At 41.7% G+C, this 14,067-nt stretch carries 13 protein-coding genes and 4 tRNA genes; 5 read left to right on the forward strand and 12 right to left on the reverse strand.

Going from position 1 to position 14,067, the window contains the following annotated elements; genetic code table 11:
- Positions 1 to 76: 76 nt before the first annotated feature.
- The 6 genes from IMPJCBKJ_RS04045 to dnaQ form a co-directional block, all read right to left on the reverse strand.
- Positions 77 to 153: transfer RNA gene (locus IMPJCBKJ_RS04045), tRNA-Asp, on the reverse strand.
- A gap of 27 nt (positions 154 to 180) precedes the next feature.
- A tRNA-Asp gene (locus IMPJCBKJ_RS04050) sits at positions 181 to 257 on the reverse strand.
- A gap of 41 nt (positions 258 to 298) precedes the next feature.
- Positions 299 to 375 (reverse strand) — tRNA-Asp (locus IMPJCBKJ_RS04055).
- Positions 376 to 402: 27 nt separating this feature from the next.
- A tRNA-Asp gene (locus IMPJCBKJ_RS04060) sits at positions 403 to 479 on the reverse strand.
- A 98-nt stretch (positions 480 to 577) separates the two neighbouring features.
- Positions 578 to 1,951, reverse strand: a complete 1,374-nt coding sequence (locus tag IMPJCBKJ_RS04065) for a TIGR03503 family protein (RefSeq protein WP_166338919.1) — start codon at positions 1,949 to 1,951, stop codon at positions 578 to 580.
- 9 nt (positions 1,952 to 1,960) lie between these two features.
- On the reverse strand, positions 1,961 to 2,671 hold the full coding sequence (dnaQ, locus tag IMPJCBKJ_RS04070) for a DNA polymerase III subunit epsilon (RefSeq protein WP_119852045.1): 711 nt from the start codon (positions 2,669 to 2,671) through the stop codon (positions 1,961 to 1,963).
- Between the two features lie 68 nt (positions 2,672 to 2,739).
- Here dnaQ and rnhA point away from each other — a divergent pair, with 68 nt between their 5' ends.
- Both rnhA and IMPJCBKJ_RS04080 read left to right on the forward strand, forming a co-directional pair.
- Positions 2,740 to 3,207 carry a ribonuclease HI gene (gene rnhA, locus IMPJCBKJ_RS04075; RefSeq protein ID WP_138601837.1) on the forward strand — a complete coding sequence of 156 codons (468 nt, stop codon included), beginning with the start codon at positions 2,740 to 2,742 and terminating at the stop codon, positions 3,205 to 3,207.
- Positions 3,208 to 3,297: 90 nt separating this feature from the next.
- The gene (locus tag IMPJCBKJ_RS04080) at positions 3,298 to 4,161 is read left to right on the forward strand and encodes an MBL fold metallo-hydrolase (protein WP_166338921.1); all 864 of its coding nucleotides are present in this window, start codon (positions 3,298 to 3,300) and stop codon (positions 4,159 to 4,161) included.
- Here the strand turns inward: IMPJCBKJ_RS04080 and IMPJCBKJ_RS04085 are convergent.
- On the reverse strand, positions 4,132 to 4,890 hold the full coding sequence (locus IMPJCBKJ_RS04085; protein WP_054551627.1) for a class I SAM-dependent methyltransferase: 759 nt from the start codon (positions 4,888 to 4,890) through the stop codon (positions 4,132 to 4,134). The genes IMPJCBKJ_RS04080 and IMPJCBKJ_RS04085 overlap by 30 nt on opposite strands.
- A 53-nt stretch (positions 4,891 to 4,943) precedes the next feature.
- Between IMPJCBKJ_RS04085 and gloB the strand changes: the two genes are divergently transcribed.
- Both gloB and IMPJCBKJ_RS04095 read left to right on the forward strand, forming a co-directional pair.
- Positions 4,944 to 5,717, forward strand: coding sequence for a hydroxyacylglutathione hydrolase (gene gloB, locus IMPJCBKJ_RS04090; RefSeq protein WP_138601833.1), 774 nt, complete (start codon positions 4,944 to 4,946; stop codon positions 5,715 to 5,717).
- A gap of 146 nt (positions 5,718 to 5,863) precedes the next feature.
- Entirely contained in the window at positions 5,864 to 7,450 is a 1,587-nt protein-coding gene (locus IMPJCBKJ_RS04095) for a LysM peptidoglycan-binding domain-containing protein (RefSeq protein ID WP_138601830.1), read from the forward strand.
- A gap of 56 nt (positions 7,451 to 7,506) precedes the next feature.
- Here the strand turns inward: IMPJCBKJ_RS04095 and speB are convergent, their stop codons facing one another.
- The 5 genes from speB to IMPJCBKJ_RS04120 form a co-directional block, all read right to left on the reverse strand.
- Complete coding sequence (gene speB, locus IMPJCBKJ_RS04100) at positions 7,507 to 8,430, reverse strand: agmatinase (protein WP_166338923.1); 924 nt, start codon at positions 8,428 to 8,430, stop codon at positions 7,507 to 7,509.
- A gap of 3 nt (positions 8,431 to 8,433) precedes the next feature.
- Positions 8,434 to 10,347: a biosynthetic arginine decarboxylase gene (gene speA, locus IMPJCBKJ_RS04105; protein ID WP_135924153.1), complete on the reverse strand. Its 1,914-nt coding sequence runs from the start codon at positions 10,345 to 10,347 to the stop codon at positions 8,434 to 8,436.
- Between the two features lie 262 nt (positions 10,348 to 10,609).
- Entirely contained in the window at positions 10,610 to 11,056 is a 447-nt protein-coding gene (locus tag IMPJCBKJ_RS04110; RefSeq protein ID WP_138617787.1) for a hypothetical protein, read from the reverse strand.
- Between the two features lie 61 nt (positions 11,057 to 11,117).
- Positions 11,118 to 11,579 (reverse strand): GNAT family N-acetyltransferase, encoded by a 462-nt coding sequence (locus IMPJCBKJ_RS04115; protein WP_054551633.1) that lies wholly within the window; start codon positions 11,577 to 11,579, stop codon positions 11,118 to 11,120.
- A gap of 507 nt (positions 11,580 to 12,086) precedes the next feature.
- The gene (locus tag IMPJCBKJ_RS04120) at positions 12,087 to 13,064 is read right to left on the reverse strand and encodes a transposase (RefSeq protein ID WP_166338925.1); all 978 of its coding nucleotides are present in this window, start codon (positions 13,062 to 13,064) and stop codon (positions 12,087 to 12,089) included.
- Between the two features lie 250 nt (positions 13,065 to 13,314).
- Between IMPJCBKJ_RS04120 and cysZ the strand changes: the two genes are divergently transcribed.
- Positions 13,315 to 14,043, forward strand: a complete 729-nt coding sequence (gene cysZ / locus IMPJCBKJ_RS04125; protein ID WP_054551635.1) for a sulfate transporter CysZ — start codon at positions 13,315 to 13,317, stop codon at positions 14,041 to 14,043.
- Positions 14,044 to 14,067 lie beyond the last annotated feature (24 nt).

Consider the following 14,067-nt stretch of genomic DNA (forward strand, 5'->3'; position numbering starts at 1 on the left):
CAGGCCGGTATTCTAACCAACTGAACTACCACTCCGCAAAGGAAAATGTTTTACAACCATAAGTTGTGTAAGTAATTGGCGGAGTGGACGGGACTCGAACCCGCGACCCCCGGCGTGACAGGCCGGTATTCTAACCAACTGAACTACCACTCCAGCGCATACTTACAAATTGTCGAAAATTGGCGGAGTGGACGGGACTCGAACCCGCGACCCCCGGCGTGACAGGCCGGTATTCTAACCAACTGAACTACCACTCCGCAAAGGAAAATGTTTTACAACCATAAGTTGTGTAAGTAATTGGCGGAGTGGACGGGACTCGAACCCGCGACCCCCGGCGTGACAGGCCGGTATTCTAACCAACTGAACTACCACTCCAGCGCATACTTACAAATTGTCGAAAATTGGCGGAGTGGACGGGACTCGAACCCGCGACCCCCGGCGTGACAGGCCGGTATTCTAACCAACTGAACTACCACTCCACATTTTCGTTGCTGACTGAGTCTCCCCTGACAGCGGCGTGAATAATACGAATCACCCTCTAGTTCGTCAAGGGGTTTTTTGTATTTTTACAGGTTTTTTAGTCATCTGACATCGAAAGGTTTAAAATTTCACCTGATTTATCATTTTTTGAGCCGTTTTTGCCAACTTCATTTTCATTCGTTGCTTGCTCATCATTTTCGGTTTGATTTTTTTTCTTTAAAAACGGTAAAGAAATTTTAAATTTCAGCGGTTTCTTCTGAACAAAAATTCTAATTGCCAGCCAACCTAATAAAAGTACGGTTAAATTTCCAACAACAATTAAGGTCACCATCAGCATGGTGGACGCTTTTTGTTCTTCTTCAATAATTCGTTGTTGCTCTGCTTGCGCTTCTAAATCAATTTCTGGGCGAACAATTTCTGGTACAGCTTCAATTGGTCGCTCAATTTCAAATTTATACGTCGGTAACGTCGCCATAAATTCACGGTCATTTATGTTGCTACCAAATACAGAGAGCTCAACACTGTATCGTCCCCAATCATAATTTTTAATGGCCAGTTCCCGTGTTTGCGATTTATCAGCATCTAAAGAGAACATTTGCTCTTCATTATTAGGGTAATAAATTTTCCCTTGAATGAGCACAGTTTCTGGTTTGACGATTTCAGGGTTTAAGGTGATTGTTAAAATGTGGTCATCTTCATCTTGCTCAGCAAGGGCTATTTCATAATCAAAAGGCGGCTCATGCACGACTATCGGTTTTTGCACCACGGTACGCTTTAGTATAGGTGTTTCTATATATAGCTCTGGCTGCCACTCACCTGCCGGAAAGACCAGTTTAAACTCACCGGTAAACACACCATCAAGCGGACGCTCATCAAAGCCACGGCCATCATCTTTAAAGTCAGTAACACTTTGCGTACCTGCACCAAAGTTTGCGTAATCACTATTATTAGTGCTGACAAAATCAACGTGCAAACTGATCACATCTCTAAACTGACCAACTTCTATTGGCTCACCGTCATTTAATACGCGGCCCGTTAGTTTTACTGTTTCGCCACGAAACAGCATGGGCGGGAGTGGATCAACATTAAGCTCTATTTCACCCAGCACCATAATACGGCTATCAGGCAAGATACTGCCGACCACTTGCCAGGGGCCTGGCATTGGGTTGCTTATCGTTACCAAGTCATAGCTCAATTCATCATACCAGTCGAGGTCATCATTTTTAACTGAGTCAGTTGCATAATACTTAGTGCCGTCAGGGCGAACTAACACAACGGCAGGGGCACCGCGCTTACGAAAGAAGAGTAAAGTTACTTTATCGATTTTGTGATCGATACGAAAACGGTTCTCTAGCAGGGGAATTTCATTTTGCACCCCATCACGTTCTAATGGGGTTATTTTATTTTGCTCGTTGGCAAATCCCGTGAAGGGAATTAAACACACTAATCCTGCTAGTAGCTGTTTTCTCATTTTATTACCTTATTCTGCACGCCATAAGCATTGGCCACCCTTTGCAACCAAGTCTAAACGTTCTTCGTGAGCGGCGTGCTCTTGTTCTGTTGCTCTTAATACCACAAGCGGTGCTCTATCAGCACTCAGTCGGCGAATACCACCCGTTTGTTGGGTTGAGCCTTCATCTTTATTTTGATTAAGGTTCAGCTTTACTTGTCCACCCGTCATCGACAGGTAAACATCGGCTAGGATCTCAGAATCCAGTAATGCGCCGTGTAAAGTACGCTTTGAGTTATCAATATCGTAACGACGACAAAGTGCATCAAGGTTATTCTTTTGACCTGGGTGCAAGTCACGCGCCATTTTTAACGTATCAAGTACACTACATACATCGGCAGTATTAGGAAAACCTTGATTTAACAATGCAAACTCATTGTCCATGTGGCCGATATCGAACGCTGCGTTATGAATAACAAGCTCAGCGCCACGAATATACTCTAAAAACTCATGGGCAATTTGATGGTACAGGGGTTTATCACGCAAAAATTCATTGGTGATACCGTGTACGTCTATTGCTTCTTCTTCTATCTCACGTTGTGGATTGATATACACATGAAAGTTGTTGCCAGTAAGACGGCGATTTACAAGTTCAACACAACCGATTTCAATAATGCGGTGGCCTTGCTTTGGGTCAATACCCGTGGTTTCTGTATCTAAAACTATTTGTCTATGTGCCATATCGTCTCAAGCCTGACTCTGGTATCTTTCTATATTCACTTTATTGTACACAATATCAAGGTAAAACAGTGCAGAAAACCGTAGAGATTTACACCGATGGATCATGTTTAGGAAATCCAGGGCCTGGAGGGTATGGCATCGTGATGCGATACAACGGTCACGAAAAGCAATTAAGCCAAGGCTATACCCTAACAACCAATAATCGGATGGAAATGCTCGCTGCTATCGTTGCACTTGAAACCCTCACCCGCTCTTGTAATGTCATTCTGACAACCGATAGCCAATATGTGAAACAAGGTATTGAGTCATGGGTTGATAATTGGAAAAAGCGCGGCTGGAAAACCGCGGCTAAAAAACCAGTTAAGAATGTCGATTTATGGAAACGACTAGATGCTGCCTGCCAACAACACAGCATAGAATGGCGTTGGGTAAAAGGTCATAGCGGCAATAAATACAATGAGATTGTTGACGATCTTGCCCGCGAAGCAGCTGGCAGCGATCAATTACTTGAAGACACAGGTTACGACGGTAATTAAAAGCCCCTTGAAATAAACTTGGCGCAGGTCGTTTTATATTTTTGTTATATGTTATAAGATTTGGCTATAACGAAATATAAAGGATTCATTATGGCTCTGCGCATTCACTCTTTTTTTCATCAACAAAGCGCCACTCTCTGCTACTTAGTCAGTTGCGAAAGCACTAAGCAGTGCTTGCTAATTGATGCGCCAGCTGATTTTGATATGCCAAGTGGTGAGTTAAGTTTTATCACAGCCAATGAGATCATCAGCTACATAAAGACTGAGCAGCTGACATTGCAATGGCTACTTGAAACTCATGCCCATGCTGACCATATCACCGCAGCAAGTTACATAAAGCAGCAATTACAAGACACACACCCTTGTAAACTCGGCACGGGTAAAGGGATCACACAAGTGCAACAGCACTTTAGCCAACTTTATAATCTTAATATACCATGTAATGGTGAACCTTTTGATGCGTTATTTGCTGATAAAGCACTATTTCAGTTAGGTGATTACACAGTAGATGTGATTGCCACACCGGGCCATACCCCTGACAGCGTGTGTTTTCACATTGATGGCAATGTATTTGTTGGTGACACCTTCTTTATGCCAGACAGTGGCACAGCCCGCTGTGATTTCCCAGGAGGCAGTGCCGGTGAGTTATATGACTCACTACAGCGAATTTTAGCGTTTCCTGACGATACGGTACTTTGGATGTGTCATGACTATCAACCAGATGGCCGTCCGCTGGCGAACAAAACCACAGTGAAAGAGCAGCGTGAGCAAAACATTCATTTAAAAGGCGATAAACAAAGCTTTATTGCGACTCGGGAAGGCCGCGATGCAACCTTAGCGGTACCAAAGCTGTTGCACCCTTCTATTCAATTAAATATTCGTGCAGGTCAGTACCCAAGCAAAACAGGTACGCAACAACACTATTTAGCTATCCCGCTCACAGTGCTGCTTTGATGTTTGCCTGAGCCCTGCTCCTTTCACTGGCGAAAATTGCGGCCTTGCATGCCATTTAGGTTTAATTGGTGTCAGCGGGGCCACACGTTTTCGAGCCACCAGCATATACACACTGCCCATTGGCTTTAAATATTGCTGGCCAAAACTGCGCCACGCCGCAAAACGTGACAAACGGTTGCCTCTTGCAAGCGATGAATGGATAAATCGCTCGTCCGAAATAATCTCAAAGCCTAATAGATTCAACCAGTCTTTTACTCGTGATGGCGTAAAAAAGCGTCCTGTCCAAGGTAACTTTTGGCGACTAAAAGGTAAAAGCTGCGCCAAGCCACACAAGCTAAACGGATTAAAGCCCGTGATCACCAGATAACCACCGGGAATTAAAGTACGATGTGCTTCGCGTAAGATGTGGTGTGGATCAGAATGATATTCTAAGCAATGCGACAATATGCAAGCATCAACACTGTGCTCATAAAAAGGTAGCTCGTCTACATCAGCAATAACACCGGTAAATAACCCCTGCTCTGCGACACAAACTTGATGCTTTATAGGACTTTCACTGGTTGCCAGCTCACCACTTAAATTACCAAGTTTGAGCATGTGATAGCCAAACATGCGTGGCAGCCATGGCGTTAGCTTACGTTCAATTTCAGCACGTAAATAGTCACCATGAGGGAACTGCTGCCAAGTGTATGGCTTAGGACCTTCTTGAAAACTAAGGGCTGGTTTCATTTTCTGAGCTCGTTATACTGTGTGTTAACTGTCACTTTATAGAGCAATTAAACATGGTGCAAGTTAAAGCAATTAAAGCCTTTTCTGATAATTACATCTGGTGCATCAGCAATGAAGCTGAGCAAACAGCCTGGGTCGTCGACCCCGGTCAAGCAGAGCCTGTTTTAAACTATCTGAGCGAGCATAACTTAACACTTAGCGGTATTTTGATTACTCATCACCATTATGATCATACCGATGGTGTGGCTGCACTGGTTAAGGAATTTCGTGATATTCCGGTTTATGGGCCAAGACATAGCCCTTTTAAAGGTATTACTCATGGCGTATCAGAAGCGGATAAAGTCACTGTGTATGATTACACCTTTACCGTGCTTGCAACACCTGGTCATACCCTAGACCATATTTGTTACATTAACGACGAATTAAGTTTTACTGGCGACACCTTATTCAGTGCTGGCTGCGGACGATTATTCGAAGGCAGCGCAGAACAAATGTGGCACTCGTTATGTAAACTAAGAGCCCTGCCAGATGAGTGTAAAATCTACTGCACCCATGAATACACGCAAGCCAACTTAGCCTTCGCAAAAGCTGTAGAGCCAAATAACGAATACCTTCTCAACTACAGTGATGAAGTTGATACTCTGCGCGCCAAAGACGAAATAAGCTTGCCAACCCAGTTAGGCGTGGAAAAACAAATAAATCCATTTTTACGTAGCAATATAGCAACAATCACTGATGAGCTGCCTGATGAGCTAAAAATTAATTTGGATCTGAATGAACCTTGGCAACGCTTTGCAGGTCTCAGAGCCTGGAAAGATAACTTTTAAAAAACGTAAACGCCGGTAGTTACAATTTTGTATATTTAGATCAGCATCTTGCAATAATAAGCTGACATAAACTGGTCATAAAGTGGCAATATGTTCTCAGAGCAGGTAATATTCGCCGAGTTTTTTTACCTGATGTATGGGTATATATGTATAAGTCTCCTTTAGTTTTATCACTTGCGCTGATTTTAAGTGGCTGTCAATTAACAGCTTCTGATTCAGCAAGTACAGATGTTGCGAGCAATAATGTTGAGCAACAATTAGACGGCGCAAGTCCGAGCGACATCAATGATGCATTGATGATCAACGCTCAATATCAACAATTAACCGATATTGATGAGCCGCCTCCTGTATTTGATGATGTGTGGGAACGTATTCGTTATCAGCTTTCGATTGATGTGCCACAAAACCGCCCAGTTGTTGCTGAGCGTAACTATTATGCGCGTCATCAGGCCTATTTAGATCGAATCTCTAAACGCGCTGAACCTTACTTATACTTTATTGTAGAAGAAGTCGAAAAGCGTCAAATGCCAATCGAAATCGCGCTTTTACCTATTGTAGAAAGTGCGTTTGACCCATTTGGTTATTCACATCGCAGTGCTTCTGGCATTTGGCAATTTATGCCACAAACCGGTGAGCGTTTCGATTTAAAACAAAACTGGTGGTATGACGGTCGCCGTGACATTGTGCAATCGACCCGTGCAGCGCTAGATTACTTATCATATCTACACAAAACCTTAGAAGGCGATTGGCTAAATGCCATTGCAGCCTATAACTCAGGTGAAGGTCGTTTACTGCGTGCCATTAAAAAGAACCGTAAAAAGCATTTACCAACGGATTTTTGGTCACTTGATTTACCAAGAGAGACCACTGCCTACGTACCTAAGCTGTTAGCGCTGTCTGATCTGGTAAAACGCAGTGACGAATTTGGTGTTAAGTGGCAGCCAATAATTAATGCTCAAGTCGTTGAAGCAGTTAATGTAGGGAGCCAAATTGATTTAGCACTTGCCGCTGACATGGCAGGTATTAGCTTAACAGAGCTTTATCGTTTGAACCCTGGCTTCAATCGCTGGGCGACGGATCCTAATGGCCCACACTTTTTATTATTACCGTCTGATAAAGTTGAAGCGTTTACTGACAAGCTAGCTAAAACAGAGCAAAAAGACCGCCTACGCTGGCAGCAATATATTGTTGCGCGCGGTGACAGTTTATCTGTGATTGCGAAGAAGTTTTCGACAAGCACAAACGCGATTAAAACACTGAATAAGCTTTCATCGAATACTATTCGTGTTGGTCAGCAATTACTTGTGCCACTAAGCGATGGTGAGATTAATAGCCAGCATTTACCAAAGTCAGTGCGTATGGCAGCTAATAAAGCAACACGTAAAAAACTTAGCCATAAAGTGGCCAGTGGCGATACACTGTGGGATATCAGCCGTGAGTACGATGTCACTATAGCTGAACTTGCAACATGGAATAAGCTGAAAAAAGACGCGGTACTGCGTGTTGGTCAAAAGCTAACTGTGTATAAGCAAGAAAAATCACAACTTGCTGCTACACAAATCAAAGAGCGCACCATTACCTATAAAGTTCGTCGTGGTGACTCGTTAGCGCGCATTGCTGCTAAGTTTAATGTGTCTGTAGAAGATATTATTAAATGGAATTCATTAGCTGGGCAAAAATACATTCAACCTGGGCAAAAGCTTAAATTAAAGGTTGATGTTCGAAGCGCTTAATTGCTTAATTTAATATCAAAAAAAGAGCGCCTAATGGCGCTCTTTGTCTCTCTCATTTAGTATTTATGCTTCAAAGTCCATAAGTGTAATAACTCATTGGCAATGGTCGCTGCAGCAATCGCTGTTAGTTCACTTTGGTCATAGGATGGAGATACTTCAACCACATCCATACCGACCATATTAATGCCTTTCAATGCACGAAGTACTTTGAGTACTTTATCGCTGGTTAAGCCACCACATACTGGAGTGCCTGTCCCTGGAGCGAATGCTGGGTCAAGGCAGTCAATATCAAAGGTTAAGTAAACAGGTAAGTCACCCACACGTGCTTTAATTTGCTCTGCGATATCTTGTGCAGGCAAATCATTAGCTGCCATTGCATCAATCACTGCAAACTCATGTTTGCTTTGATCAAAATCAGTACGAATACCGATTTGAATACTGTGATCAACATCAATAAGCCCTTCCATCGGCGCATGATAAAACATGGTACCGTGATCATAGCGAGAGCCATTGCTGTAAGTATCTGTATGGGCATCAAAATGCACTAATGCCATCTTACCATATTGCTTAGCATGGGCACGCAGTAGCGGCAAAGTCACAAAGTGGTCGCCACCTAAACCTAATAATGTTTTACCTTGACGAAGAATTTGCTCAGCGGCTAATTCTAACTGCGCGGTAAAATATTCTGGGTCGCCTACTGGGTAAGTAAAATCACCCGCATCAGCTAATTTTAAACGCTCAAACAACGGAAACGTCCATGGGTACTTGGTTTCTTCCCATGCCAGGTGCACTGAAGCTCGACGAATTGCGTCAGGCCCTAAACGTGCACCAGGGCGACCTGAGGTCGCCAAATCAAAGGGTAAACCTAGCACCACTACATCCGCATCGATTGCAGTGATGTTTTGCACCATCGGCTGACGTAAAAACGTCATGCCGTTTGAATATAATGAATGATCTGTGTGGTCAAACAATGTCGACATTGCTTATAACTCTTCTAAATAAGTGTAACCATTTAAGCCAGTTTGCAGCTCATCTAATACGCTTTGCTGCTCAGTTTCTGGCAATTTAGCTGCCACCAGCTGGGCGTAAGACTGCTGGAAGCTTTCTACATCTAAATGTACGTAACGCATCATGTCTGCAACGGTATCACCTTCGTTAACTTCAGTGATTTGCGCTTGACCTTGCTCATCCATTTTTATAATTGCACTGTGTGTGTCGCCAAATAAGTTATGCATATCACCTAAAATCTCCTGATAAGCACCCACTAAGAAAAAGCCCATTAAGTAAGGTTTTTCTTCGCTAAATGCTGGCACAGGTAATGTGCTTTCAATACCTTGACCGTCTACATAGTGCTCCATAGCACCGTCTGAATCGCAGGTAATATCAAGTAACACGGCGCGTTTTTGTGGTGCTTCTGTTAAACCACTTAGCGGTAGAACAGGAAACACTTGGTCAATACCCCATGCATCCGGTAATGACTGGAACAATGAAAAGTTCACAAAAAACTTATCTGCTAAACGCGCATTTAATTCATCAATAATCGGGCGATGAAAACGGTTTTTGTTATCCATATGTTTGTTAAGTTCATAACATACGCGTAAGTTAACTTGCTCCGCCCATGCTCGCTCTGTTAAATCTAACAAACCAAGTGCAAATTGATTATGTGCTTCGGCTAAATCACCTTGGCTATCGTGATAGATTTCGATTAATGCACGGTCGTCATTGTCATCACTTAACTGCTGCCATGATGTCCACATGTTTTTTAATAATAGTGGTGCATCAGCGGCTGGCGCTTGAATGTCTTCAGGTACATAGCTTTCGGTGCCGATAACATTCGAAATCAATACAGCATGGTGCGCTGTTAACGCACGACCTGACTCAGAAATAATGCGCGGCATTGGCTGCTCATATAACTTACAGGTATCACCAATGGTGTATACGATGTTATTAGCGTATTCACTTAGGCTGTAGTTCATTGAGTTATGTGACTGGCTACGAGTACCGTCATAATCTACCGCTAAACCGCCACCCACATCTAAGCAATCGATTTGTGCACCTAATTTACGTAACTCACAGTAAAAACGCGCAGCTTCACTCACACCTAAACGAACATCGCGGATGTTTGCCATTTGCGAGCCAAGGTGAAAGTGTACAAGTTGGATAAGATCAAGTTGATCAGACGCTTTTAAGCGATTGACCACACTGAGTACTTGCGATGCCGACAAACCAAATTTTGATTTTTCGCCACCACTTGCTTGCCACTTGCCCTTACCTTGCGACGCTAAACGTACACGAATACCAATGCGTGGCTTTACGTTTAACTCTTTTGCTTGGCTAAGCACCATGTCTAGCTCAGACAGTTTTTCAAGAACAATGTAAACCTTGTGGCCTAGCTTTTCGCCAATCAATGCTAAACGAATGTATTCTTGGTCTTTGTAGCCATTACACACAATGACAGCACTGGTTTTTTCAGCCATCGCTAATACAGTTAATAGCTCAGGTTTACTGCCTGCTTCTAGACCCAATTGTTTCTTTTCAATATCAGCTTGGCTTGCAACAATTTCTTCAACAACTTCACGCTGTTGGTTTACTTTAATTGGGTAAACAAGCAAATAGTCTTTCGGATAACCATAATTTTCAATAGCCGTGTTAAATGCCTGACATAAGCTATGTACACGATGATGTAAAATTTGTGGAAAACGAACTAGCGCAGGCAAGCTTAAGCCTTTGTCTTGTAATTGCTGTGCGATATCGATTAGTGCAATGGTTTGCTCTGGGGCATGGGCCTTTGGCGCAACATACACATCACCTTGATCATTAATACCAAAGAAACCTTGGCTCCAATGACGAACATTGTAACTCGTGCGAGCTTGTTCTAGTGATGTTGTTTCTTTCATCTATCTTTCTCTTTTATTTTAGTAATGCCGAAATCGGCAAGGGTTGTTGCCGCGCATTAAAAGAAAAATAGTGACTCAAGTCCAACAAGAATTTTTACTCGTAACGAGTGATTTTTGATGTGAAAAGCTAATCAACATCCCTGAATGTTTTTAAACCATATTTCTAGGGACAGTCACTGAAAATAGTATTTAATAGGATCACATTTAAAGGGACAGTCACTGTAGAATATATGTACTGGTAAATTACCTTTTCATATTGATTTTAATGGGCTGGTATTACTTTTGTGATTTCATCAGCGGCTGAAGAATTTGACCCTAACCATCTCCACGCTTCATATTGCTCGTTATCATGCCAAGTAATACCTATGTACTCTTGCCAGTTTTCGAAGTCTTTTGTGCGATATTTTTCAACCCCGCAACCTCCTGCGCCAAAAGAGGTGCGGCAAATTCTTACAGTGAGATAGGTGCCATCAAAATTCAGCTGCGATTGCTTATCAGCGCAAATACTTAAAGGACGAGTAGGAAATATAAGAATAACTTTTGTTTTTATAGTGCCATTATGGTTGAAGACACCAGAAAGACTGTAGCATGAGTTTAAATAGAGCTTAGTACTATTAATAATAAGGTCTGGTTGCCGACTCTGAGAAGTAATGGATACCTGTGAACTATCACCACAAGCAGCAATCAGAAAGAGCGTAACAAAGCCCAATAGTTGTAAGGTGAATTTATAAATAAAGATGACCTCACTAAAACATAGCTTACCACCTAAATTACTGATTTAGCCCAAGCTCCATAAACAAACTTTGTGGATTTTCGTTGTAATTACCAAACGGACCACAACGATTAAAACCTAAGTTTTCATATAAGCTAATTGACTCTGTTTGTTTAGGACCTGTTTCAAGACGAATAAGCGGTATTAGTTGCTCACCAGCTTGATGTAATAATATCTGCATAATTCGACGTGATAACCCTTTACCACGGTAGCTTGGTTTTACATATAAGCGGCGGATTTCACCATAAGGAGGGTTGCCTTCTTGCATAACGATTGCGCCGCATGCAACGATACCATCTTCATTTTTTAAGCCTATAGCATAAACATTAGGCTCAGCTAGCTCTTCAACACTTAAAGATTGAGCGGTAGCAACAGGGTATAGTGAGTTTATGAGTCGGTCTATATCAGAAAACACGCTTACTACTTCAGGATCATGTGGATTTAAATCGACTAACTGCATAAAACTCCCATTTTTATATGTCTTTTTTGTTAACTATGTGAACAATAGTATCGGATATTTCCATTATCCTCTACTGTAGTTTTCAATAATGATTTTATAGGTACTGTTCGGACCGACATACTATCTCTAAGTTCAACAGTATGTAACCAAAAAAACGCCAAGTTGATAAAAACTAAAGTCTAAACTACACCACACCATTCAAGGTTAATAATTTATACCTATAGATTTTTTACCAGAGATCACTTCAGAGTTCGTAAAGCCTTTTTAAAGGGGCAGTCATTTAAAACCAACAACTATTGTATTTTTAAAATCTGAAGGCAGTAATTTAAAAATACAAAGGTGAGTCAAAAAAATTACTAAACTTATTCTGTAATTATGTTTAGCGGGTGTGCTTCAGAGAGAATAGAGCTTTGACTTTAGCCTTTTAGGGCTAATTATTTCAAACAATTAAATTTAAAGCGTGAAGATACTAGCGATTTGAAATCACGTTAAAATAAACCTAGAAACTTAACTCGCTAATAAAGTTCGGCTATTTGTAATGTTACTTCGTCGCTTGCGAGCTGTTTTAATACAATAACTTTCAATAGCACCCACTCGACCTGCAGCTCCATGAAATAAGTTTTCAAACTGAGCTGTTAGCGTTAACCAGTTTTCAGCTTCGAAATTCAGCCTTTCAAGAATAGGAGGTAAATGATGCTCTATATATCCAGGCTTATCCGCGCTGATACAACGCCCAGTTTGCTCCACAAGTAGCAGGTATGACTTTAACTCAAAAGGTATTCCCTTTGATTTATACTTACTCATGCCACCAATAAAACGAGCTAGTAATTTAGGTTGCTTTGACTCCTTCGCGCTTTCGCATCGCTTTTTAAAACTGGTATAGTCCGATTGTTCCGGCGTGCTCGCAGCTTTAGCACGAACAGGGTTTAAATCAACATAGGCCATGCAGGCTAAAAGCGCTGATTCATCAAGGAGAGCTTGGCTTTTAAAGCGCCCTTCCCAAAAATGCCCAGTACATGCATCTTCTTTATTTGCCCGTCTGGCAATATATTCATTTAGCATTCGCATGAACCAACTAATGCTCGAAAGGCGCGCTCTGTATTCTGCAACCTCTTTATTTAAGAAGACTTGTTGACCATCACTTAACGGCTCACCATGAAGGGCTTTTTGACCTAAAGGCGTCATTTTATTGAGCTTAAACCAGCGTAAAAGGATGGCTTTATCCGATAACCTTTTTGCTTTTTTATCATCAACATAAAGCACAAGATGCGTATGATTACTCATCACCGCATAAGCACACACATCAATGCAAAATACCTTTGCAAGAGCAAGCAGACGCTGTTCAACCCACACTCGGCGGTGTTCATATGATTTACCTGTGAGTGTGTCTTCTCCACAAAGGTAGGCACGTCTAACACAGCGAGATACACAATGATAATATTTGGTATTCGACAAACAGATTTGCCGCTTCCTTGCTAAAGCCATCGTCCACTCCTTGAACTGATAATCTGAAATGCATTAGCTGTAATTAAAGTGTAGACAAAGTTTTCTGTGCCGCAAGAGCAATAAATCAGTGACTGTCCATGTAAAGAGTTATTAGAGTGCCTATCCGACTTAAAGTGACTGTCCATGTAAGTCCATGTAAAGAGTTAAACACTTTGTTACGGAAAAAAGCTGTTCAAATATCGTCAAAACCCTATACTGCAAACAACAAGAAATAAGATGAGGTTTTCTCGTGCAGTTCACTCAAGGTATGGAATACTTCTTTTCTGGCTTTAAGTTAATTAGCCAAAAAGGGTTGAAACGTTTTGTACTTATTCCTTTATTAATCAATATTCTGCTTTTTGGTAGTTCGCTGTTCTTTTTGTATGGCTGGCTCACCGATGGCTTTGCTTACATGAACTCGTTATTACCAGAATGGCTTAGCTGGCTCGAGTGGCTAATGTGGCCAATTGCTGTGCTGGTGATTTTATTTAGTTACAGTATGCTCTTCACAGTTATAACAAACTTTATAGCAGCCCCATTTAACGGCCTACTCAGTGAAAAAGTCGAGCTTTATCTCACTGGGCAAAAAATTAATGACGATAGTCTTTTCGATACAATGAAAGATGTGCCACGTATGTTAGGTCGAGAATGGACAAAACTTTGCTATTACCTGCCGCGCGCTATAGGCTTTTTTATCTTACTGTGGATTTTACCTGTAATCGGTCAAGTTTTATGGGTGTTATTCACTTGCTGGATGTATGCAGTGCAATATGAAGACTATGCGTTCGATAACCATAAAATTAGTTTTAACGAAATGAAAAATGACTTAAAGCAAAAGCAAACGTTATCTTATGGCTTTGGTTTAGCTGTCATGATTTTAACTGCTATCCCATTCGTAAACCTAATTGTTATGCCCGTTGCTGTTTGCGGTGGCACACGGTTATGGGTTGAAAACTATCGAAGCCAATATCGAAGTTAAAATGTTTGAAAAGCCAGTAGAAAA

Origin of the sequence: Pseudoalteromonas sp. MB47 (assembly GCF_011319765.1) — a bacterium.
Classification (GTDB): Bacteria; Pseudomonadota; Gammaproteobacteria; order Enterobacterales; family Alteromonadaceae; genus Pseudoalteromonas; species Pseudoalteromonas simplex.